At 34.7% G+C, this 22,540-nt stretch carries 21 protein-coding genes; 14 read left to right on the top strand and 7 right to left on the bottom strand.

Translation table 11 applies throughout. From position 1 onward, the window contains the following. The first annotated feature begins 68 nt into the window (after positions 1 to 68). The 5 genes from NCE97_RS08395 to NCE97_RS08375 all read left to right on the top strand — a co-directional run bounded on the left by NCE97_RS08395 (position 69) and on the right by NCE97_RS08375 (position 4,417). Positions 69 to 1,100, top strand: a complete 1,032-nt coding sequence (locus tag NCE97_RS08395; RefSeq protein WP_353778587.1) for a glutaminyl-peptide cyclotransferase — start codon at positions 69 to 71, stop codon at positions 1,098 to 1,100. Beyond that, positions 1,101 to 1,490, top strand: a complete 390-nt coding sequence (locus NCE97_RS08390) for an acyl-CoA thioesterase (protein ID WP_353778585.1) — start codon at positions 1,101 to 1,103, stop codon at positions 1,488 to 1,490. A 73-nt stretch (positions 1,491 to 1,563) separates the two neighbouring features. Further along, on the top strand, positions 1,564 to 2,325 hold the full coding sequence (locus NCE97_RS08385; protein WP_353778584.1) for a carboxypeptidase-like regulatory domain-containing protein: 762 nt from the start codon (positions 1,564 to 1,566) through the stop codon (positions 2,323 to 2,325). An 84-nt stretch (positions 2,326 to 2,409) separates the two neighbouring features. Further along, positions 2,410 to 3,981, top strand: coding sequence for a hypothetical protein (locus NCE97_RS08380; protein ID WP_353778583.1), 1,572 nt, complete (start codon positions 2,410 to 2,412; stop codon positions 3,979 to 3,981). A 52-nt stretch (positions 3,982 to 4,033) separates the two neighbouring features. Further along, on the top strand, positions 4,034 to 4,417 hold the full coding sequence (locus NCE97_RS08375; RefSeq protein WP_353778582.1) for a hypothetical protein: 384 nt from the start codon (positions 4,034 to 4,036) through the stop codon (positions 4,415 to 4,417). On the opposite strand, the gene glyA is transcribed toward NCE97_RS08375, so the two are convergent. Then, entirely contained in the window at positions 4,414 to 5,688 is a 1,275-nt protein-coding gene (gene glyA, locus NCE97_RS08370) for a serine hydroxymethyltransferase (protein WP_353778581.1), read from the bottom strand. The genes NCE97_RS08375 and glyA overlap by 4 nt on opposite strands. 110 nt (positions 5,689 to 5,798) lie before the next feature. Between glyA and fahA the strand changes: the two genes are divergently transcribed. Further along, complete coding sequence (fahA, locus tag NCE97_RS08365; RefSeq protein ID WP_353778580.1) at positions 5,799 to 7,079, top strand: fumarylacetoacetase; 1,281 nt, start codon at positions 5,799 to 5,801, stop codon at positions 7,077 to 7,079. A gap of 13 nt (positions 7,080 to 7,092) precedes the next feature. On the opposite strand, the gene NCE97_RS08360 is transcribed toward fahA, so the two are convergent. The 4 genes from NCE97_RS08360 to NCE97_RS08345 form a co-directional block, all read right to left on the bottom strand. Next, positions 7,093 to 7,953, bottom strand: coding sequence for a TolB family protein (locus NCE97_RS08360; RefSeq protein WP_353778579.1), 861 nt, complete (start codon positions 7,951 to 7,953; stop codon positions 7,093 to 7,095). 2 nt (positions 7,954 to 7,955) lie between these two features. Further along, on the bottom strand, positions 7,956 to 8,621 hold the full coding sequence (locus NCE97_RS08355; RefSeq protein WP_353778578.1) for a hypothetical protein: 666 nt from the start codon (positions 8,619 to 8,621) through the stop codon (positions 7,956 to 7,958). 9 nt (positions 8,622 to 8,630) lie between these two features. After that, positions 8,631 to 9,674 (bottom strand): DUF2911 domain-containing protein, encoded by a 1,044-nt coding sequence (locus tag NCE97_RS08350; RefSeq protein ID WP_353778577.1) that lies wholly within the window; start codon positions 9,672 to 9,674, stop codon positions 8,631 to 8,633. 227 nt (positions 9,675 to 9,901) lie between these two features. Next, a complete protein-coding gene (locus tag NCE97_RS08345) occupies positions 9,902 to 10,366 on the bottom strand; it encodes a hypothetical protein (protein WP_353778576.1) in 465 nt (154 codons plus the stop codon). 88 nt (positions 10,367 to 10,454) lie between these two features. On the opposite strand from NCE97_RS08345, the gene NCE97_RS08340 reads away from it, so the two are divergent. The 3 genes from NCE97_RS08340 (at position 10,455) to NCE97_RS08330 (ending at position 13,584) form a co-directional block, all read left to right on the top strand. After that, positions 10,455 to 11,558 (top strand): sensor histidine kinase, encoded by a 1,104-nt coding sequence (locus tag NCE97_RS08340; protein WP_353778575.1) that lies wholly within the window; start codon positions 10,455 to 10,457, stop codon positions 11,556 to 11,558. A gap of 1 nt (position 11,559) precedes the next feature. Beyond that, positions 11,560 to 12,321, top strand: coding sequence for a LytR/AlgR family response regulator transcription factor (locus tag NCE97_RS08335; protein ID WP_353778573.1), 762 nt, complete (start codon positions 11,560 to 11,562; stop codon positions 12,319 to 12,321). A gap of 81 nt (positions 12,322 to 12,402) precedes the next feature. Then, positions 12,403 to 13,584, top strand: a complete 1,182-nt coding sequence (locus tag NCE97_RS08330) for a hypothetical protein (RefSeq protein WP_353778572.1) — start codon at positions 12,403 to 12,405, stop codon at positions 13,582 to 13,584. A gap of 41 nt (positions 13,585 to 13,625) precedes the next feature. Here NCE97_RS08330 and ytxJ read toward each other — a convergent pair whose 3' ends face one another. Together ytxJ and NCE97_RS08320 are read right to left on the bottom strand one after the other, a co-directional pair. Continuing rightward, complete coding sequence (gene ytxJ, locus NCE97_RS08325) at positions 13,626 to 14,012, bottom strand: bacillithiol system redox-active protein YtxJ (RefSeq protein ID WP_353778571.1); 387 nt, start codon at positions 14,010 to 14,012, stop codon at positions 13,626 to 13,628. A gap of 11 nt (positions 14,013 to 14,023) precedes the next feature. Continuing rightward, a complete protein-coding gene (locus tag NCE97_RS08320; protein WP_353778570.1) occupies positions 14,024 to 14,818 on the bottom strand; it encodes a DUF6503 family protein in 795 nt (264 codons plus the stop codon). An 80-nt stretch (positions 14,819 to 14,898) separates the two neighbouring features. On the opposite strand from NCE97_RS08320, the gene NCE97_RS08315 reads away from it, so the two are divergent. The 5 genes from NCE97_RS08315 (at position 14,899) to NCE97_RS08295 (ending at position 22,530) form a co-directional block, all read left to right on the top strand. After that, the gene (locus tag NCE97_RS08315) at positions 14,899 to 15,696 is read left to right on the top strand and encodes a TrmH family RNA methyltransferase (RefSeq protein WP_353778569.1); all 798 of its coding nucleotides are present in this window, start codon (positions 14,899 to 14,901) and stop codon (positions 15,694 to 15,696) included. A 6-nt stretch (positions 15,697 to 15,702) separates the two neighbouring features. After that, positions 15,703 to 16,935 (top strand): M48 family metallopeptidase, encoded by a 1,233-nt coding sequence (locus NCE97_RS08310; protein WP_353778568.1) that lies wholly within the window; start codon positions 15,703 to 15,705, stop codon positions 16,933 to 16,935. A 39-nt stretch (positions 16,936 to 16,974) separates the two neighbouring features. Then, positions 16,975 to 19,140: an endonuclease MutS2 gene (locus tag NCE97_RS08305; RefSeq protein ID WP_353778567.1), complete on the top strand. Its 2,166-nt coding sequence runs from the start codon at positions 16,975 to 16,977 to the stop codon at positions 19,138 to 19,140. Between the two features lie 62 nt (positions 19,141 to 19,202). Further along, on the top strand, positions 19,203 to 20,588 hold the full coding sequence (locus NCE97_RS08300) for an exonuclease domain-containing protein (RefSeq protein ID WP_353778566.1): 1,386 nt from the start codon (positions 19,203 to 19,205) through the stop codon (positions 20,586 to 20,588). After that, the gene (locus tag NCE97_RS08295) at positions 20,575 to 22,530 is read left to right on the top strand and encodes a DUF3858 domain-containing protein (protein ID WP_353778565.1); all 1,956 of its coding nucleotides are present in this window, start codon (positions 20,575 to 20,577) and stop codon (positions 22,528 to 22,530) included. Before NCE97_RS08300 ends, NCE97_RS08295 begins: the two co-directional genes overlap by 14 nt. Positions 22,531 to 22,540 lie beyond the last annotated feature (10 nt).

The raw sequence follows: 22,540 nt of genomic DNA, 5'->3' as shown, positions 1-22,540 counted from the left end.
ATAAATTTTCACTTTATATAGCGTATTAGAAAATCGAATTAAATACCTTGCTAAAAATTTCAAAAAAAATGCCTTTTCTTAAATACTTCTTTACCATATCGTTGACCTTGTTACTGTTCTCTTGTGGCGGAAATTCTTCAGGAAATAAAACTAATTTCAGAATAAATACAAATGCTAAAGGAAACAAGGTTGTCTTGGGTGAAGCCTTAAATCTTTCGATTTCAAATCCAAAAAATCTAGACATTACTAAAACTGAGTTTAAACTTGGTGATGCTTATATTGATGCCAACGCTACATTAGAAGACGTTAAGCTTGGTAAACAAACGATTACAGCTATTGTACATTATGATGATAATTCTGAAGTTGTAAAAACTACGCTTACTGTACTCAATAATCAACAACCTAAGGTGCTTAATTTTGAAATTATCAACGAATACCCTCACGATATTACGTCTTATACACAAGGTCTTGAGTTCCACGATGGACAACTCTACGAAAGTACTGGGCAGTATGGTGAATCTAAGTTGCGTATGGTAGATTACAAAACTGGCGATGTATTAAAGAATATAGATTTGTCCGATTCCTTTTTTGGTGAAGGACTTACAATTCTAAACAATAATATCTATCAATTAACTTGGAAAGAAGGCACTGGCTTTATTTATGACTTGGCATCTTTTGAAAAAACCAGCAGCTTCAAGTACGGAAAAAGCAAGGAAGGTTGGGGAATTTGTAATGATGGTACGAGTCTATACAAATCTGATGGCACAGAAAACATCTGGACACTCAATGTACAGAATCTCACTGAAGGTGAATTTATCCAAGTATATACGAATAAAGGAAAGATTCCTAGCCTTAACGAGCTAGAATGGATAGATGGAAAAATCTACGCTAATATTTATCAACGTAATGGTGTTGCTATTATCAATCCAAGTAATGGTGCTGTTGAAGCCGTTATTGATTTTACACCTCTGAAAAACAAGGTTAAGCAACATGCAGGGTTAGATGTACTCAATGGTATAGCATACAATACTGAAACTGGGACTATTTTTGTTACTGGTAAGCGTTGGGATAAGTTGTTTGAGGTGAAAATTGTTGAGTAAATGCAAGTCTTTGAACAAGAACTCACAGTATCACAGGAAGATTTAGACGACCTTAATCATGTAAATAATGTTGTTTACCTGCAATGGGTACAGGACATCGCTAAAACGCATTGGCTGAAGAATGCTAACGAAGCATTGCTTAGAAATTATTTCTGGGTAGTTATTAGCCACAATATAGAATACAAGTCTTCTGCTTTATTGCATGATAAATTACTTCTAAAAACTTACGTTTCAGAATCTAAAGGCGTTACCTCAACCAGAATTGTAAACATCTACAACAAGCAGAACAACAATCTTTTGGTGACCTGTGAAACCAAGTGGTGTTTGATGAGTATTGCTACCAAGAAGCCTGCAAGAATAACGGAAGAAATAGCTACTCTATTCAACTAAGTTAATCTTTTCACAATACCGAATAACCTTAACCATTTTTACGCTTTATTTGATTGTGCGTAAATTAATACAGATGTCAAAAAGAGTACTCCTACTATTCATAGTACTACTTTCTATTACTGCTAATGCCCAAGTTTTAAAAGGGAAAATTTATGATAGTCAAACTACTATAAAAGGCGCAAAAATTCTGAACAAAACACAAAACATTGTTACAGGAAGTGATGACCAAGGTAACTTCAGCATTAAAGCCTCAGTAAATGATACTATAAGTATTGAATCCTTGTTTCACCATAATCAGAACTTTGTAGTAAAACAGAAACACTTTGACCAATCTTTAGTTATAGAACTCAAAAAAGATATTCAGCAACTAGATGAAGTTGTGCTAACCAATGAGCCTAAACAACCTGCGTTCAAAGGAGAAACATACAACTCTGAATTACAGCAAATAATTAAAGATGACATCAAACGTAATCCACATCTTTACAGCTCTGGAAATGGCTTAAAAGGTCCTGACTTATTTGCCATTATTGGTATGGTATCAAAACTGTTTAAAAAGAAAAGAAAAACGCCAGTTATAAAACCCATAAGCTATAATCAAATTGACTCGCTCGTAGCTAAAAACTCTTTAATTAATAAATCTTTTTTGTTGAATGATCTCAGTATTCCAGAAAATTATCTGCCTTTATTTTATGAATTTTGTGAAGCAAAACAGATGTCTGGTAATTTGCTTAAAAAGAGTAGAGAGATGTATTTACTAGAAGCTATGATTCAGAACAGTGAGGAGTTTTTAAAGATTATTGATGATTTTAAAAAGGAACAAATCGTAAAAGATTAAAAAACTACTCCCAATTCTTTTCGTTTTTACAATATACCTTTAAATCAAAAGTTATATTTTTAGACCATAATTGAGACTACATTGATGAAACGAATCCTATATTTTTGCCTTACACTTATAATTTTATTGTTCTGGAGTTCTTGTCGAAAAGATTTCGATTTTTCACCTAGTACAGGAAACCTTGAGTTTTCAAGGGATACGGTTTATCTAGACACCATCTTTACCAATATAGGATCTAGCACTTACAACCTCAAAGTGTACAACAGAAGTGATGACGACATTGTCATTCCAACTATTCAATTAACAAGAGGCGCGAGTTCGTTTTACAGAATGAATGTCGATGGTATGACTGGTGAAGAAGGACCAAATGAAGGTAAGGTCTTTGATAATGTTGAATTATTAGCCAATGATAGCTTATTCATCTTTATTGAAACTACCTATAATACAGATACAGCACCAATATCGGACTTAGAGTTTTTATACACTGATGCTATAGAATTCGATTCAGGAAGCAATCAACAAAAAGTAGAGCTGGTTACCTTAATCAGAGATGCAGTTTTTATATTTCCAGAAAGAGATGCGCAAGGCATTATAGAGACTTTAACCTTCGATGTGGATGGTGATGGTACAGATGATGAGACTACATTACAAGGTAGGTTCTTAGAGGATGACGAGCTAACGTTCACAAATGAGAAACCTTATGTAATTTATGGTTATGCCGCGGTAGACGATGGTGACGAGCTCAATATAGATCCTGGTGCTAGAGTGCACTTCCATGCCAACTCAGGTTTAATTGTAACTTCTGGTGGAAGCTTGAAAGTAAACGGAGCATTTAGTGATGACCAAGAATTACTAGAAAATGAAGTTATTTTTGAAGGTGATCGTTTAGAACCTTTATTCGAAGATGTCCCCGGGCAATGGGGTACAATATGGTTATTCCCTGGAAGTGTTGATAACGAAATCAACTTTGCTACTATTAAAAATGCCTCAGCTGGAATCTTATGTGAAGGCAATCAAAGCGAGCCAAACTATAAATTGAACATTAATAATTCTAAAATATACAACTCCAGTAATTTTGGTATTCTTGGTAGAGCTACATCGATACGAGGGGAAAATGTGGTAATTAATAGTTCAGGGCAATCTTCTTTTGCGGGAACTGTTGGTGGTCGCTATAATTTTACGCATTCAACCTTAGCTAACTATTGGAATAATAGTTTTAGACAATTTCCATCTGTATTATTGAATAACTTTTTGGTTCAGGAAGATAATAGTGTCGTTACAAATGATTTGCAAGAAGCTAATTTCAATAACTGTATCATTTTCGGTAATGATAATCCTGAATTCATCTTAGATGAAGACTCAGATAGTGCATTCAATTTTAAATTCACGAATTGCTTATTGCGCTTCGACAATAACAGTTTCACCGGAAATAACTATGATTTTGATAATGCTGCGTTATACGAGAACTGCATCTTTAATGATGATCCAGAATTTAGAGACCCTTTCAATAATGACTTAATCATTGGAGAGGATTCAGCTGCCAATATGCAAGGAAACTTATTTTTTGCAGGACAAGTTCCTACGGACATTCTTAATGTTAATAGAACAGCTTCACCAGATATTGGTGCTTACCAAAGCATAACTTTCGAAGATTAATCAGTCAGAAAAAATTATTACATTTAGGTAGTTAATTAATTCTATTACTACCATGTATTTTATCAATTTAGCTTTTGAAATTGCCTGCATTTGTGCTGGAATACTGCTAGCCATTAGTCATTTAGACCGCTTGGATGGTGAAAGTAACTTCTTCAATAATCTAGCTGCTAAGCTAAAACCCTTCAATGCGGTAATAGGTTTTGCCACACTTATTATTGGTGTATTATACCTTTTCAAATGGAAATGTATCATCTTTGCTTTGGTAGGTATTGCATGTGGTTTGCTATTGTTACCTCAGCGTCTTGCTGGAGTTCCAGCTATTGGAAATACATTGGTGAAACTATCAAACAAAATTCAACCTTACAAAGTCATTGTAGGTGATATTGCCTTAGTATTGGGAGTCTTAGATATTCTGTATATGAATCCGTTTTGCTAGTAGGCAAATAGAGGCTTACCACTCATCATAGCATTTACCTTTTCAGCTATAGCCTCTAATTTGCTATCGTCTTGATGATTCATAATAACCTCATCAATAAGTGAGACAATACCTTCCATATCATCTTCTTTGAGACCTCTGGTTGTTATCGCAGGTGTTCCGATACGTATTCCAGACGTTACAAACGGGCTTTTATCATCAAACGGAACCATATTCTTATTTACTGTAATATCGGCCTTCACTAAAGCTTGTTCTGCGTCTTTACCTGTAATATCTTTATTTCTGAGGTCGATAAGCATCATATGATTATCCGTACCACCAGAGATAATATGATAACCTCTATCTACAAATGCTTTTGCCATAGCTTTTGCATTCTTCTGAACTTGTAGAATATAATGCATGAAATCATCTTCTAATGCTTCTCCAAATGCAATTGCCTTTGCTGCAATGATATGTTCTAATGGTCCACCTTGATTTCCTGGAAAAACTCCAGAATCTAATAAAGAAGACATTTTTCTTAGGTTGCCACTCTTCAGTGTTATACCAAATGGGTTTTCAAAATCTTGTCCCATCATTATCATACCACCTCTAGGCCCACGCAAAGTTTTGTGTGTAGTAGTCGTTACAACATGACAATGTGGTAAAGGATCATTCAAAATACCTTTAGCAATCAATCCAGCAGGGTGAGATATATCCGCAAGTAACAGAGCATCAACACTATCTGCAATCTCTCTAAATCGCTTAAAGTCCATATCACGAGAATACGCAGAAGCACCAGCAATAATTAATTTTGGACGCTCTTTCTCTGCAACTTCAGCAACATGATTATAATCTATACGACCCGTTTCCCTTTCAACACCATAAAATACAGGATTGTATAACTTACCAGAAAAGTTTACTGGCGAACCATGTGTAAGATGACCTCCGTGAGACAAATCAAAACCAAGAATAGTATCTCCAGGCTTAAGGCAAGCTGCAAACACTGCTGTATTCGCCTGACTTCCTGAGTGCGGTTGTACATTTGCCCAAGCAGCGCCAAATAAAGTTTTTGCTCTATCTATAGCGATTTGTTCTACTTCATCAACAACTTCGCATCCTCCATAATAACGCTTCCCTGGGTAGCCTTCAGCATATTTATTAGTCAATACTGAACCTGCTGCTTCCATAACCTGGTCGCTTACAAAGTTCTCTGATGCTATAAGTTCAATACCTTCAGTTTGGCGTTCTTTTTCTGCCTGAATTAGCTCAAATATCTGTTGATCTCGCTGCATTTTTTATGTTTGGTTAAAAGTTTTTCAAAAATAAGAAATACCTTAGTTTTATATTCCAAAAAACATATATTTGATATAAAATTATAAACAATTAATCAACATCTACTAATATGCCGCTTTCAGCAAATAATCCGGATCGAAAATCGTGGTTACACGTCGATAAAAATTCTGACTTCCCCATTCAGAATATTCCTTTTGGTGTATTCCTCACCAGAGAAGATATCGTAACTATTGGGACTAGAATTGGTGATACAGCCATAGATTTAGGTGCTTTGCATCAATTAGGATACTTTGACGGTATTCCACTGACTGATGATATCTTCCTACAGGATACATTAAATGATTTTATTGCTGATGGTCGTAAAACATGGCGCTTGGTAAGAAATCGTATTGCTGAAATTTTTGATGCTGAAAATTCTACATTAAAAAACAACAAGAAGCATAAAGAGATTGTACTCTTCAGATTAGATGAAATCGAAATGCAATTGCCTGTGCAAATTGGTGATTATACCGATTTCTATGCTAGTATAGAACATGCTACAAATGTAGGTACTATGTTCCGCGGAAAAGAGAATGCATTGATGCCAAACTGGTTACATTTACCTGTTGGATATCACGGAAGAAGCTCTTCAATAATTACTACAGATATTCCTATCCATAGACCTAAAGGTCAGACACTTCCTAATGATTCAGATGCACCAGTATTTGGTCCAAGCAAGCTTGTAGATTTTGAATTGGAAATGGCTTTTATAACAACTGATGCCAATGATCTAGGAGAACCAATTCCTATTGAAGAAGCTGAGGATTATATCTTTGGATTGGTATTGTTTAATGATTGGAGCGCAAGAGATATTCAGAAATGGGAATATGTTCCATTAGGACCATTCTTAGGGAAGAATTTTGCATCTTCTATATCACCTTGGATTGTAACTTTAGATGCTCTTGAGCCATTTAGAGTAGAGAGCCCAAAACCAAAAAAACCACAGCTACCTTACTTGCAATACAAAGGCAAGAAGAGTTTTGATATTAACCTCGAAGTAGCCATTCAACCAAAAGGCGCAAAAGAAACTACAGTCTGTAAGTCTAACTTTAAGTACATGTACTGGAATATGGCTCAACAGCTAGCACACCATACTGTTAATGGTTGTCCAGTTAATTCTGGTGATATGATGGGTAGTGGTACTATATCTGGACCAACTGAGGATTCCTACGGCTCGATGTTAGAATTATCCTGGCGTGGAGAAAAATCACTAAAGATGAGTGATGGCTCAGAACGCAAGTTTATAAACGACTACGATACTGTAATAATGCGTGGATATTGTGAAAACAATGGCACCAGAATAGGTTTTGGCGAGGTATCTACTCAATTATTACCAGTCTGGGAAAAGTAAGCGTAAAGACGCTTTAATCTTTCAGTTTTATTGTAGAAAACGAAGGTGAATAATTATAATTTTTGAATGTTAATTGCCTTTGGTTATCTCCATTTGCATCCATGATGTATACATGATGATTATCACTCTTATTCCCTCTCTCAAAAACTATCCATTGTCCGTCTGGAGACCAATTGGCACGCATATCCATCAATGGATGATTGGTTAATCGTTTAGAGGTCATCTCTGGAATATCTAGCCGGTAAATCTCCACATTACCATGCTCATCACCATAATAAAGAATTTTTGAAGCATCTCTTGAAACTCTAGGCATCAGTTTATTAGAATTGCCACTAGTCAACACTTCTCTTTTTGTGCCATCTGGCAAACATTTCACTATTTGATAATAACTATCGATTTTAGATGAATAATAAATATAATTATCCTGTCCCCAATAAGGCATTACATTAGACGCTCCAGATCCGCTTATGCGCTTTATGTTGCCCCCTACACTACTCATCACGAAAATCTCTTGCTTTCCTGTTCTGGTGCTAACAAATACAATTGATTTCCCATCTGGAGACCAACTTGGATTATATTCTGCATTACTAGAGTTTGTTAGCTGGGTGAAAGTCTTTTCTGCAATATTCATCTTCCATATCTTCCACCAGCCAACACGCTCTGAAGTAAACACTAAATATTTACCGTCTGGAGACATCATTGGACTACTATCCTTACGATTATGACTGGTAAGGTGATGAGACTTACCGTCTAAATTCATAAGTACAATGTTGTCATTATTGTTAATCTGTTCCGTGTATAAAACTTGATAGTTTTGAGCCTGTATATCAAATAACGAAACTAGTACAATTGTTAGGTAAATAAATAATCTCATAGCTAGTTTCTCAACCGATTTGCTTTATCTAAAAAGCCTTTTCCAATCAATGGTTCCATTACATGTTGACCATTTTTAATAATCTCTAACTTGCTGTCTACTCCATGCCCTTTTAATATTGAATGGCTTTGCTCTGCAGCACGCATCCAATAGGTATCTCGATCTCCAACTACAAATTGCACCTTCAAACCTTTCAATCGTTTTAATGACTCCTTATTGCTATTGCTTGGATTACCAGCCATTCCTGTAATGCCTTTAAAGTACTCAGGAATTTGCATGACTAACTCAAAAATACTTGAGCTGTTTGCACTAAAACATACTGCATGAAACTTATCCCCTTCAACATTATACAGCTCTTTTAAATGCCCTAAAAAAGCTTTTACCTCTCCTATTCTACCTGTTGCGCTATAAATTGGATAACTCACAAGAATCCATCCTTGAGTATTGGAATTTCCTCTCCAATAAAAACTCTCGTCTTCTAGCGATTTGACTTCTGAAGGCCCTATTAACACAGGATACGTTTTTGAGGCATCAAAATCTTCAGGCAATTGAATAATATAATTATGATTCTTGCCTTTATAGCTGAAAGTTTCAATCTTTTTCTGCCCAAAAACAGAAGTTACGGTTATGCAAATAAGAAGTGTTGCGATTAAGTTAAAATATCTCATGATATTAGGTTATTTAATTCCAGCTATAACGCCGTCTAAGTATGCATGTTGATTTTGTGGTGCTTTTGTTCTAGCTTCTTTATAGTATTTTAAAGCCTTTTTCTTATCACCATCTTTCAGGTAAGCTTCAGCTAAACTATCAGTGAAGCCCCAAATGAATTGGTGATTCTGATTGCGCTCTACGTTTAACTTAAATACTTCTATTGCTTTCTTAGTTTTGCCCTGTCCAAGCAGTTGATATCCATAATTGTTTAATTGATAACCATTTCCTGTAGGTATGGCTTCTTCCATTACTTTTTCAGATTCGGCCACTTGTCCTTTCTTTGCTAATAACCCAGCTTTAACTACCAAATTGCTAAACCCTTTACTACTAGCTATAGATTGGTCTATCCACGTCATTGCTTCATCCAAGTTTATATTGTTTTGTAAACAGTAATTTGCAGCTTGCATATGTCCTCTCCAGCCGAATCCAGCCGGCCCCTTCAATTCAGCTCTCATATTGTCAACAACAACATTTTTAATGTCGAATTCAATCTTAAATGGTATTCTAGTTGTTTCCCATTGTAGTGCAGCAGTTAAACTGTTCGCACCTCTGTCTACAAAATCAAAACTTAACCACTCCTGGAAAGGAATTTCAACAGGCGTTACAGTTACATTCAAAACTAAATCTTGTTCTGCTGGTGCTATAGACCCCCAAGATTTACTGTATTTAGAAAGTAATACCTTCACACTTCCTTCGCTAGGTAACATATAAAGACCGTAAACTCCAGCCGGAACAGCTTGACCTTCTACTTTAGCATCGTGTGTAAACGTAATCGTAGTATTCTCATTTGCTCCCGCTCTCCAAACAGAACCATAAGGAACAATACCTCCAAATACTTTTCTTCCCTGCACACTAGGGCTATGATAAGAAATTGTAACATCAGACAATCCTAATCTTTGGGAAACTGTAGCGCTTTGACTCACTCTAGGTAGCGTTACATTTTGAGAATGTATTGGTAATAAAAGTACCGATAGGGCAATAAATAATAATCTTGTTTTAAAGTTTTTCATCGTTTTAAGTATTAATGTTTAAAGCAAAAATATTTTGCAACACTAAGTACTCATAGCGTATTGTGGTAGATGGTTAAAATTGTGATTATCGGTTAAACAGAAATAAAAAACGCACTGTAGATGTGTTTAGTCACAATACGAACTTTTCATCACATTTTGCTTTAAGCTACAGTAAGACCTATATACTTTTGAATAATGCTAAGGAAAGATGATAACAATAAAGTGAGTTATTGATTAGGCTTTTGAAACCCAGCTGAAATTATTTTCTTACCGATGAGATATTCCTCATTGTCGTAACACAACATGGAGTTTCCGATAGAAATTTTTTCTGAAGGTTGAATTTTATAAGCTCTAACAATTTCGTTATTTGGATTGGATGGAAAATTGAAAGTAGCCTCTAAGGCTAATTCGATGGTTTTATCAGAAGTATTTACCAAATAAAGTGATTTGCCACATTGACTTGGCTCTTCAACTAAGTTTAAAAATGAAGCTGCCTCTTGTCCATACAAATCACCATGAGCATCAAAACCACCGTTATTGTTGTTATATAATAACCTATAAATATCCATGTACGTGAGTTCGCTAATATGTTTTAAAGATGAGTCTTTTGTCTCTGGTGTCTTTTTTTCTGTCTTACAGCTAGAAAGGCTCATAGCAAGGCAACTCAGTAGTAAAAATAGTTTTAGTCTCATGATACAGGTTTTGTAGATACAAGAAACAAACGAATACAATAAATATAGCTACATTTAGATTAAATTTAACACCATAACTACTTTCAAATTGAGTTTTAGGAAACATAAATTGTCTTACAGGAACTTACCTATTGCGCTTCCAAAAATCATAGTAGTTGCTCTGCTCGTGAGCGTCTTTTTAATTCTAAAAGCTTACACATCTCATATCATTAATGATTTGAATTATGACTTTAGTTGGAAACTGAACTCATTAAAAATCCTTATTAAGAATCTTCTTTGGGTTCTATTAACACCTGTGATCTATGTTCTGGTTAAAACAATTCAGGAGACTAAGATTAATCTTACCAGAATAATTGTAATCTGTATAGCCTGTATCCTAATCGCTGCTTTTCACAATACAGCAAGTTCTAGAATTGATGATTTTGTAAACTATTTGAATAGTGGGTATCTAAAGGATTTTTTTGGACAAAACAACCAAACAGTTTTAATCATAGGTAGCTTTACGAGTCTAATAGAACTCTTATTTATTTCTGCTTTTTTCTTTGCTATCGATTACCAAAAAAAATATATTATTAATCAAAAAGCCCTTATCGCTGCTCAGCTAAATGCTTTGAGAATGCAGCTTCAACCACACTTTTTATTTAACACCCTACATTCTATCGCTTCTATGATAGATATTAATACCAAAAATGCGCAGGCTATGCTCAGCAAATTGGGAGATTTATTACGTCGAGTATTGGAGTATGACACACACCAAATGGTAACCGTTGCAGAGGAAATGAAGTTTATACAAGATTACCTCGATTTAGAACAAATGCGTTACCAGGATCGGTTGACAATAAGTTATTCAATCTCAAAAGATACTTTGGACATGAAGGTTCCTACAATGATTTTTCAGCCATTAGTTGAAAATGCCATCAAGCATGGTGTCATCAATGTTTCTGAACAAAGTGAGATTGTTATTAGAATTCAGCAAGAATTCAATTCAGATGTCAATGAGAATCTGCTTTTCATGGAAATCTCCAACAACTATAATGATGACAAAGTTTCAAAAAAGAGCAGCACAGGAATTGGGTTAGAAAACATAAAAAAGCGACTGCAATCTTTCTATAAAGATCGTTTTGTCTTTAATGCTCAAAAGAAGACAGATCAAGTATACATAGCAAAAATAGGAATGCCAATTATTAGCTAATATGAGGTTGAGATATATTATAGTAGACGATGAATACCTTGCACGCCAACGTTTATTAAAACTTCTGAAGCCCTATGATAATATGGTTATGGTTGGTGAATGTAGAAACGGAAAAGAAGCACTTGATGTGATTCCTATAAAAGAACCTGATCTCGTTTTTCTGGACATTCAAATGCCAGATTATAATGGGTTTGAAGTCTTATCTGAACTCCGAGTAAAACCCTATGTAATATTCACAACAGCCTATGATGCTTATGCGCTAAAAGCCTTTGAGATCAATGCAGTTGATTATCTCTTGAAGCCTTTCGATGAAGACCGCTTACAGACCTCTCTAAGCAGAATTTTTGAGTTAAAACAACAACAGAGTGCTTCAGATTTAGAACACAAGATTAAAGCCTTGATAAGAAATTATCAATCCAATGAGGAAGCATACAAAGTAGAGTTCAGCATAAAAGAGCGTGGTAGGTTAACAACTATTTATGTAGATGATATCACTTATCTTAAAAGTGATGGCAACTATGTAAAACTTTATACCGCAAGTAAAACCTTCTTATATAGATCCACCTTAAATACACTGCATGAAACTTTGGATCCAAGTCAATTCTTAAGAATTCATAGATCTATCATTCTCAATAAGTTCTACATAAAACAGTGCCATTACTTAAGTAATAATGAGTATAAATTTCTTCTAAAAGACGGGACGGTTTTAGAATCGTCTAGAACTTATAAAAGCATTATTGGCGCGTACTTAAATGAGCAGTAATACTGCATGATTGAGCGCTATTTTCATTTTTGGCACACTAATTGGTTTTCATTAGATATAATTAAACTAAAACCCAATACGATGAAAAAATTAGTACTCATTCTTGCAGTCTTTTCGGTACTTGTTTCTTGTGTTGGAAAGAAGCACATCGAAAAGCAATTACACGCAGGTAATTACGATCAGGCAATTACCAATGCTTTAAAGAAGCTAGAACGCAATAAGCACAAAAAACGTAAGCAAGCCTATGTTGCCATGTTAGAAGATGCTTATTACAAAGCCGTAGACAGAGATCTACAAGCGATTTCTCATTTAGAGAAAGATGGAAATCCTGAGCATTACAAGCGTATTTTCGATATCTATTTAGACTTAGAAGCACGTCAAAATGCTATTAAGCCTGTACTACCACTAAAAATTGGAAATAAAACCTTGAATCTAAACTTCAAGGATTTTACAGAAAATATTGTTGATTACAGGTATAAAGTATCGGATTACCTAATTGATAAAGGAATTACTTTATTGGATTCTGATGATAAATACAATGCTCGTGAAGCTTATGATATTTTTGCCTATATAGAGCAAATTAATCCAAATTTTGAAGAAACCAGAGATTTACTGGTTGAAGCACATGCAAAAGGAACTGATCACGTTTTGGTTGCTATAGAAAATCAAACACATCAGATTATTCCAAAGCGATTAGAAGACGAGCTGTTGGATTTTAATACGTATGGTTTGAACCAATTTTGGACAAACTACCATACAACCTCGACTGAAGATTTCACCTATGATTATGCTATGAGTCTTCAATTGAAACGAATCAATATTTCGCCAGAGCATGTTTTTGAAAGACAACTACTGAGAGAAAAGCAAATTGTCGATGGATGGGAATACCTTTTGGATGAAGATGGCAACGTGGCTAAAGACAGTCTTGGTAATGATATAAAGGTTGATAAGATTATTACTGCCAGAGCTAGATTCTTTGAGCACAATCAATCCAAGTCTACTCAGGTCATAGCAAATGTGGTCTTTACAGACTTGAAAGCAAACAGGTTGCTTGAAAGTTTCCCAATTGATACAGAGTTTGTTTTTGAAAACCAATTTGGAACTATGAGAGGAGATCGTAGGGCTTTATTGCCAAGAGACAGAGAATTGTTACGATTAAGGTTTGTACAATTCCCAAGTAATGAGCAAATGGTTTATGATGCAGGAGAAGATTTAAAATATCAATTAAAGTCTATTCTCCGCTCCTACGACTTAAGAGGATAAATAAAAAACTCCCAAGAATTTCTTGGGAGTTTTTGTTTTAATTATAGAAATCGCTCCAAATCTATATTATTAATGGCGCCATGCGATGCATGGGCTACGGTTATTCCATTTTTTATGACCAGTAATTGTGGTGACTGATGTATCACCTGAAACTTATAACCTACTTCATCTGAAACCTGTCTGAAATTTAACAGATCTAAATAGTAAAGATCTGCTTGGTCTTCGGTCAGTTCATAATTCACAATAAGTCCATTGATAACCATTCGGCTTATACCACAACGAGTGGAGTGCTTAAAAATAAACTGTGGTTTGGTCTTAGACTTCTCCACAATCTCATCGAGTTGCGATAAAGAATTGAGAGGAATCCAAGGCAATGCTTTTTCTTCCTTAGTTTCTGATGCTCCAAATATTTTATTAAATAATCCCATAAGCTTCTTGTTTATTCTATTACTGTTGCACCTTCAGGTTTAGCGTAAAATGAATCTGCCATAGACTCAGCACTTGCACTGGTTCCTGTAAATTTCAATTCGTTACGCATGTCTTTTACGGTACTACCTTCATAATTATACCATTGAATAGCTTTAGGCAATTTCATTCCTGCTAAATCTTCCCATTGATCATACTTTATAAAACGGAAATTAGTATCCTTTTCCTTACTAAAGAACGTTACTGTATATCCTAACCATTCCATTTGATAGGTTTCAGGATTGTAGTACAAAATATATTCATCTTCTGGTGATTCTCCTACTCCAGCTTCATATCCTATTTTAATACCAGGATATGATTTCCCTTCAAACTCTAAAGGTTCTACATCTTCATAGACAATACCATCATCTGCTAACACATAAGGCATAGCATAGAAATAGAACATTAGGTTATAATAGAACTTAGGATTTCCTTTATATGCCTTTTCTTCATCAACCATCCATACTTCATTACCATCAAAACCAATTTTGAATTTTTCTGTTTCTATCAAAGAACGTCTATTTTTCAAATCAGTAGTAGTCGTTTCTACACCTTCAGGATTTTCCATAGCAAACACTAAAGTATTGGATTTTTTCCAAGCATCGAGACCTCCATGCGCTTCAAAAACTTTAGTAATGTTTTCTGGGTAAACACTTGTAGTTACATCGAGTTGTTCTTCCTCATAGTTAACAGGAGATTCTACAGTTTTGTTGTCTTTACAAGACATAACAAGTAAAAGCAAGCAGATAAAAATTGTATTGGTTTTCATAGTTAGTATTATAATATTTAGGCTTTGGACGTAAGCATTACTGTAAAATTACAATCTAATACCATACTTTTGTGGCGTATATGCATAAAATAATTACTAGCACACAAAATAGCTTCATCAAACAACTCGTTCAGCTTAAGGAAAAATCCAGAGAACGAAAGAAATCTGGCACCTTTCTTATTGAAGGGAAGCGAGAATTATCCTTAGCTATTAAAGGTGGCTACACCATTGAAACATTACTTTTTGTTCCAGACTTATTTTCTGAAACAGAAGCAAATGCTTTATCGAGATACAATATTGATTGTATTGAAATCGCGAAAGAGGTTTATGAGAAGTTGGCACATAGAGATACTACCGAAGGTGTTGTTGCTGTAGCCCAATCAAAAAATCATCATTTAGATCAACTGAATCTAGGTGATAGTCCTTTGATTCTTGTTGCTGAAGCGCCTGAAAAACCAGGAAATATTGGCGCATTACTCAGAACAGCAGATGCTGCAAATGTTGATGCTGTTATTATTGCTAACCCAAAAAGTGATTTGTACAATCCTAATATCATAAGGTCTAGTGTAGGTTGCGTTTTTACCAATACTATAGCTGTTGGAACTACTTCCGAAGTCATTGATTACTTGAAAGCTAATAACATCAATATCTATTGTGCTGCTTTGCAAGCTTCTAATAATTATACTGCTGAAAACTATACCAAATCTACAGCGATAGTTGTTGGTACAGAAGCCACTGGATTATCGGAAGATTGGCTCAATGCTTCTACTCAGAATATTATCATACCTATGCAAGGCGTTATCGATTCCATGAATGTCTCAGTTGCCGCAGGAATCCTTATTTTTGAAGCTATACGCCAGCGCTCTAAAATTAATTAATCTTATATGACCGCAACGACACTCTTTTACATTATCATAGGCATTATAATCGTAAACTTTATTGTTGATAAGGTTTTAAGCGCTCTCAATGCAAAGCATTACAATGACCCAATCCCAGATAAGCTAAATGATGTTTATGACGAAGATGAGTATGTAAAATCTCAGAAGTATAAACGTACCAATTACAACTTCGGGATTTGGAGTTCACTATTTTCACTTGCGCTTACTTTAGGATTTTTATTTTTTGATGGTTTTGAATTTGTCGATAATATAGCAAGAAGCTATACTGAGCATCCAGTACTTATTGCGCTTATCTTCTTCGGCATTATTATGTTAGGAAGTGATATTATCTCGACTCCATTTTCTTACTACCGAACCTTTGTTATCGAAGAGCGATTTGGTTTCAACAAAACAACCAAAACAACTTTTATCACAGATAAGATTAAAGGCTTATTAATGTCAGCTATCATCGGCGGAGGAATTCTGGCTTTGATTATTTGGTTTTACCAACTTACTGGAAACCAATTTTGGTTATATGCTTGGGGAATTGTAACTGCGTTTACATTATTCATGAATATGTTCTACGCGAGGCTCATTGTTCCATTATTCAATAAACAAACACCTCTAGAAGCTGGAGAACTTAGAGAAAAGATAGCAGATTATGCCAAAACCGTTGGCTTTAATTTGAAGAATATTTTTGTTATCGATGGCTCAAAGCGTAGTACTAAAGCCAATGCGTATTTCTCTGGTTTTGGTAGAGAAAAACGCGTGACACTATACGACACCTTGGTTAATGACCTTGAAGATGATGAAATTGTAGCTGTACTAGCTCATGAAGTTGGTCATTACAAACGAAAACACATCATATTCAATCTTGTTGCTTCTGTACTATTGACTGGATTGACTTTATTCATCCTTTCTATTTTTATATCCAATCCGTTATTGTCAAATGCACTTGGTGTAGAAATTCCAAGTTTTCATGTTGGGCTAATTGCATTTGGGCTTTTGTACTCTCCTATTTCAGCAATAACTGGCTTGCTTATGAATTACATTTCTCGAAAGTTTGAATATCAGGCAGACAATTATGCTAAAGACACATACAAAGCAGAACCTTTGGTTTCTGGTCTCAAAAAGTTGAATAAAAATAGCTTGAGTAACCTTACACCTCACCCTGCTTATGTTTTTGTACATTATTCACACCCAACTTTATTAGAACGTATGAAGAATCTACTTAAATAGATTCCTTAACTTTGCGCTTCGATTTCAAAAGCGAAAGTGTTGATTAACATACACAGCAAAACATTACAAGATTTAGAATTCAACGCTGTTTTAGAACAGGTTTCCGAATTCTGCGTTACTGGCTTAGGCAAGTCGGCTACTCTTGCTATTGTACCTTTTGAAAGCAAAGAAGACATTACGCTTCATCTTAATTTAACCAATGAGTACATCGCTTCTTTTTCTAATGAAAATAGAATTCCTAATCATGGTTTTGATACAATAACGAAAGAACTTCAACTTTTAGGAATTGAAAATTCTTTTTTAGAACCCTTTGGTTTCAAGAAACTAGCCGCTATCTCTAGAATAAGCAATGAACTTATTCTTTTTTACAAAAAGTTTGAAGAGTATTACCCAACTCTAAATCAAAACGCATCAACTGTAAAATTCACAAAAGATATTATCAACAATATTGAGGCTATAATTGATCGTTTTGGGGATGTAAAAAACAAAGCTTCTGAAGAACTCCACAGGCTAAGAAAAGAGATTGAATCTGTAAGAGGGAAAATCAATCAAAGTTTCAATGCAGCTTTGAGCAGCTACACTACTTTAGATTATCTCGATGATATTAGAGAGACTGTTATTGAAAATAAAAGAGTACTTGCAGTTAAGGCCATGTATCGTCGCAAAGTAAAAGGCGCTATACTTGGTGGCAGTAAAACTGGTAGCATCGTTTATATAGAACCAGAAACTACATTTCAGCATACAAGAGCACTCAATAATTTGGAATATGAAGAGAAGCAAGAGGTAGAAAAGATTCTAAGGCAACTTACAGAGACTATAAGACCCTACAGAAGTCTTCTGAACGATTATCAGGATTTTCTCATTGCGACAGATGTTATTAGTGCCAAAGCTAAATATGCTGAAACCATTAATGGGCTATTACCTAAACTGAGTGATTCAAAAGTTTATGATATAAAGGATGCATATCATCCACTACTTTATGTTTCTAATGCCTCTCAAGGGTTAAAAACATTTCCACAAAGTATTGTTCTGAATCCTGAAAACAGAATCATCGTAATTTCTGGCCCTAATGCTGGTGGAAAAAGTATCACCTTAAAAACTGTTGGACTGCTCCAACTGATGCTACAGAGTGGATTACTTATTCCTGTACACGAAAGAAGTACTGTTTGTCTATTTGACCGTATTATAACAGATATTGGAGATAATCAATCCATAGAAAATCATTTGAGCACCTACAGCTATAGGCTCAAACAAATGAATTATTTCCTTCGAAAATGTAATTCCAATACACTTTTTCTAATAGATGAATTTGGAACTGGAAGTGATCCTGAACTTGGTGGTGCTTTGGCTGAAACATTCCTAGAAGAATTCTATAACCGAGAAGCTTATGGCATTATAACCACCCACTACTCCAACTTGAAGGTATTGGCCAACGAATTGCCATATATGCAAAATGCCAATATGATGTTTGATGAGCGTAGTCTAGAACCTATGTTCAAGCTTATATTAGGAGAGGCAGGAAGTTCTTTTACTTTTGAAGTGGCTCAGAAGAATGGGATACCATATAGCTTAATCAATAAAGCAAAGAAAAAAATTGAACGCGGTAAAGTTCGTTTCGACAGAACCATAGCAAAACTTCAGAAAGAACGTTCAAAACTTGAAAAAACTGAACGTTCACTAAAAGCTAACGAGCAAAAGAAGTTGGCCGAAGTTGATAAAATGGAACACATCAATGCAAAGATTCAGAAGAAACTAGAAAACTACCAAGAGCTTTACGATAGTAATCAGCGTCTTATTTATCTAGGGCAAAAAGTTAATGATCTTGCCGAAACATATTTTGAAAATAAACGTAAGCGTGAGCTTATGGCTGAACTTTTCAAACTTGTTCAAATAGAAAACTCTAAACGCAAACGTCAATCTATAAAAGAAAAGAAAGCCTTAAAAGCCAAAGAGCAACAGGTAAAGCAAGATGTTAAAAAGAAGGTTGATGTTATACGCAAACGAAAGAAAGCTGCAAAAAAACAGGTTGAGGAAACTCCTAAACCAAAGCCTGTACTTAAAGTTGGTGATCGTGTACGACTAGAAGATGGCAAAGCCGTTGGCACCATCGACAAGTTGGAGAAAAACAAGGCCTTGGTAAACTATGGCGTGTTTACAACCAATGTTAGTGTTGAACAACTGGAATTGGTTGAATCTGTCAAATAAATTTTAGCTTGCCTTCGTTTGTAAATTATCTTTATCTTTAAATTAAATACTAAAATCTATTAATGACCAATTACGCAATTCTCGATATAGAAACTACTGGAGGGAAGTATAATGAAGAAGGAATCACCGAAATTGCAATTTATAAATACGATGGTCACAAGGTTGTAGACCAATTCATAAGTCTTATTAATCCTGAAAGAGATATTCAGGAATTCGTTGTAAATCTTACTGGCATCAATAATGCTATGTTAAGAAATGCGCCGAAATTCTATGAGGTTGCCAAACGTATTGTTGAGATAACAGAAGGTTGTATTGTTGTTGCGCACAATGCTAACTTCGATTACAGGGTTTTAAGAACTGAGTTTAGTAGATTAGGTTTTGAGTTTGAACGCAAAACGCTTTGCACTATAGAATTAGCAAAAGACCTTATCCCTAATCAAGCTTCATATAGTTTGGGGAAACTTTCTAGAGCTCTTGGAATCCCAGTCAGTGAAAGACATAGAGCTTCTGGTGATGCTCAAGCTACTGTAAAACTTTTTCAAATGTTATTGGCTAAGGATACTGAGAAGAAGATTATTCAGGAATCTGTTAGAAAAGAGCCCAAACGTCAACTAGAACCACGCCACATAGATATCATTTCGCAATTACCCTCTGTGACAGGAGTCTATTATATTCATAAAGAAGATGGAGAGATTATATACATCGGTAAGAGCAAGAATATAAAGAAGCGAATCAATCAACACTTTACTAGTGAAGCGCCAAAGTCCAAGAAGATACAAATGCAAGTTGTAGCGGTTACTTATGAAGCCACTGGTAGTGAATTGGTAGCATTACTTAAGGAGAGTGAGGAAATTAAAAAGAATAAACCCATCTTTAATCGAGCTTTGCGCCGTACTATTTTCACCCATGGGTTATTCAGCTTTGTTGATCCACAAGGGTATATCAATTTAAAGATTGATAAGGCCAATGGTAAGAAACGACCAATTACAACATTTAGTAATCGACAGAGTGCTAAGAGCTTTATGAATAAAATTGTAGAAGACTTCAATCTCTGTCAAAAGTTAACTGGAGTTTACAAAACTAGTTCAGCGTGCTTCAATTACTCTATTAAAACTTGTGATGGCGCTTGTATACAAGAGGAAGATAGCGAAAGCTATAACAAAAGGGTAACTCAAATTATTGATAAGAACAGTTACGAAAGTAAAAATTTGGTAATCATTGATAAAGGTAGAGATGTTGATGAGCGTTCAGCAATTTTAATAGAGAATGGTGTATTTAGAGGACTAGGTTTCTTCAATCTTAATTATCAGATAAATAACATTGATGTTCTGGAGTCTATCATTACGCCAATGCAAAACAACAGAGATACTCAGCATATTATTCAGGCCTATCTTCGAAAAAATAAAAACCTAAAAATCATCAACCTAAATCTTAATGAAACGCCTTAGAACGACTAGTCTATTTATTCTATTTCTTACATCTCTCTTAAATGCTCAAAATGACCAGTATCATACTGAATATCATGTTATTGAAAAAGATTTAAAAGAGAATACTATTGCTTTAGATTCTACAGCTAAAGCACTAGTAATCTATGAATATGGCAATAGCTATATCGACAGAAATACTTATAATTTAACAACAGAAATTAAGCGTAAAATCAAGATCATTGACAAGGATGCTTTTGATGAAGGCAATATTACAGTAGTACTTTATAAGAACAAGAGCAACAAAGAAAAAGTTTCAAAAATAAAGGCAACATCATATGAGTATAATGGCTCGAAAATCATAGCAACCAAGCTCGAAAAATCAGACATCTATACTGAGGAATATGATAAGAACCATGATGTGGTAAAATTTGCCATTCCAAATATTAAGGAAGGCTCAGTAATAACATACAGTTATACTTTTGAGTCTCCATTTAGATTCAACTATTATCCTTGGAGTTTCCAGAGTAAAATTCCAAAACTATACAGTGAGTATAACACTAGTATTCCTGGAAATTGGGAATACAATATCAAACTAAAAGGCGATTTAAAACTAAAATCACACGACAAGTCTATAAAAAAGAAATGCTTATCTAGTGGAAGTGCTTATGCTAGCTGTGCAATTGCTAAGTACATCATGGTCGATATTCCAGCTTTTATAGAAGAGGATTATATGACTGCAAAAGAAAATTTCTTATCAAAAATTGAATTTGAGTTATCGACTTTCACGGGTTTCGATGGAAGCGTTAATAAATACACTAAGAATTGGAAAGATGCTGATAAGGAGATAAAATCAGAACCCAACCTTGGTAGTCATTTTTACAAAAAATCTAGTGTCTCGTCCATTACAAATGCTATTCCGCACGATAGTGAAATCAAAATGGCTAAAAATATTTTTGAGCATATCAAAAAAAATTTCGCATGGAATAAAAAGTACAAACTCTTTTCAAAAAAATCTATCAAGCAACTTGTAAAGAATAAATCTGGTACAGCTACAGAAATTAATATTCTATTATTGAATGCCCTTCATGCAAAAGGTATAGATGCCAAGCCTGTTTTAATTTCCACCAGAAAAAATGGTCTTCCTACAAAGTTATACCCAGTCATTTCAGAATTCAACTATCTAATTGTACAGGCAAAGATTGATGGCGAAACTTACTTTTTGGATGCTACAGACAAGTACTTGCCTTTTGGGCTTTTGCCGCATCGCTGCCTTAACAGTTATGGTCGTGTGTTTGATTTTAAAAATGGTAGTTATTGGACTGATATTGCCTACAAAAAGATGTCTTACATACAACATTCTTTGAAATTGCAGCTCAATGATGAAGACCTTATTGAAGGTTCTGTAAGTTCTAGATATTTTGATTATAAAGCATTACCTGTTAAAGCTTCATATTATAAAGGTTCTGAGAATTACAATAAATATATGGGTTCCTATTTTTCACCTGCTGTTATTGAGAATCACGAGCTCATCTATGGAAAAGAATCTGGAGAACTCTTCGAAGACAAATTTGATATTTCTATAGATACTGAAGCTATTGGTGATAAGCTGTACATTAATCCGTTTTTGTTTAGTTTCTTTGAACAGAACCCATTTAAGCTACAAGAACGTACCTATCCTATAGACTTTGGGTATAAAGACAACTATACCTATAAAGCAGAACTAAAATTGAATGATGCTTATGAAGTCTTAGAATTGCCTGAGGAGTTTAGTATTGTATTGCCAAATAACAGCGGGCAATTGCTATTTAATGTAACAAAAAAAGAAAGTGATATACTTATCTTCATGAAACTAAGTTTCAATCAGTATGCATATCCTCCTGAATATTATCCACATATAAAGGAGTTTTTCAATAAAGTTATTGATACCCAAAAAAATGCTCTCATTGTTTTGAAAAAGAAATAATGTAGTTTTT

The organism is Winogradskyella sp. 3972H.M.0a.05 (assembly GCF_040493455.1).
Taxonomy (GTDB): domain Bacteria; phylum Bacteroidota; class Bacteroidia; order Flavobacteriales; family Flavobacteriaceae; genus Microcosmobacter.
The sequence above is the reverse complement of the archived record's forward strand: the minus strand, read 5'-3'. Positions and strand labels throughout refer to the sequence as shown.

Bases quoted from the DNA above. Each gene is read 5' to 3' on its own strand.
- NCE97_RS08395 (WP_353778587.1), top strand. From the start codon at position 69: ATGCCTTTTCTTAAATACTTCTTTACCATATCGTTGACCTTGTTACTG.
- NCE97_RS08390 (WP_353778585.1), top strand. From the start codon at position 1,101: ATGCAAGTCTTTGAACAAGAACTCACAGTATCACAGGAAGATTTAGAC.
- NCE97_RS08385 (WP_353778584.1), top strand. From the start codon at position 1,564: ATGTCAAAAAGAGTACTCCTACTATTCATAGTACTACTTTCTATTACT.
- NCE97_RS08380 (WP_353778583.1), top strand. From the start codon at position 2,410: ATGAAACGAATCCTATATTTTTGCCTTACACTTATAATTTTATTGTTC.
- NCE97_RS08375 (WP_353778582.1), top strand. From the start codon at position 4,034: ATGTATTTTATCAATTTAGCTTTTGAAATTGCCTGCATTTGTGCTGGA.
- glyA (WP_353778581.1), bottom strand. From the start codon at position 5,688: ATGCAGCGAGATCAACAGATATTTGAGCTAATTCAGGCAGAAAAAGAA.
- fahA (WP_353778580.1), top strand. From the start codon at position 5,799: ATGCCGCTTTCAGCAAATAATCCGGATCGAAAATCGTGGTTACACGTC.
- NCE97_RS08360 (WP_353778579.1), bottom strand. From the start codon at position 7,953: ATGAGATTATTTATTTACCTAACAATTGTACTAGTTTCGTTATTTGAT.
- NCE97_RS08355 (WP_353778578.1), bottom strand. From the start codon at position 8,621: ATGAGATATTTTAACTTAATCGCAACACTTCTTATTTGCATAACCGTA.
- NCE97_RS08350 (WP_353778577.1), bottom strand. From the start codon at position 9,674: ATGAAAAACTTTAAAACAAGATTATTATTTATTGCCCTATCGGTACTT.
- NCE97_RS08345 (WP_353778576.1), bottom strand. From the start codon at position 10,366: ATGAGACTAAAACTATTTTTACTACTGAGTTGCCTTGCTATGAGCCTT.
- NCE97_RS08335 (WP_353778573.1), top strand. From the start codon at position 11,560: ATGAGGTTGAGATATATTATAGTAGACGATGAATACCTTGCACGCCAA.
- NCE97_RS08330 (WP_353778572.1), top strand. From the start codon at position 12,403: ATGAAAAAATTAGTACTCATTCTTGCAGTCTTTTCGGTACTTGTTTCT.
- ytxJ (WP_353778571.1), bottom strand. From the start codon at position 14,012: ATGGGATTATTTAATAAAATATTTGGAGCATCAGAAACTAAGGAAGAA.
- NCE97_RS08320 (WP_353778570.1), bottom strand. From the start codon at position 14,818: ATGAAAACCAATACAATTTTTATCTGCTTGCTTTTACTTGTTATGTCT.
- NCE97_RS08315 (WP_353778569.1), top strand. From the start codon at position 14,899: ATGCATAAAATAATTACTAGCACACAAAATAGCTTCATCAAACAACTC.
- NCE97_RS08310 (WP_353778568.1), top strand. From the start codon at position 15,703: ATGACCGCAACGACACTCTTTTACATTATCATAGGCATTATAATCGTA.
- NCE97_RS08300 (WP_353778566.1), top strand. From the start codon at position 19,203: ATGACCAATTACGCAATTCTCGATATAGAAACTACTGGAGGGAAGTAT.
- NCE97_RS08295 (WP_353778565.1), top strand. From the start codon at position 20,575: ATGAAACGCCTTAGAACGACTAGTCTATTTATTCTATTTCTTACATCT.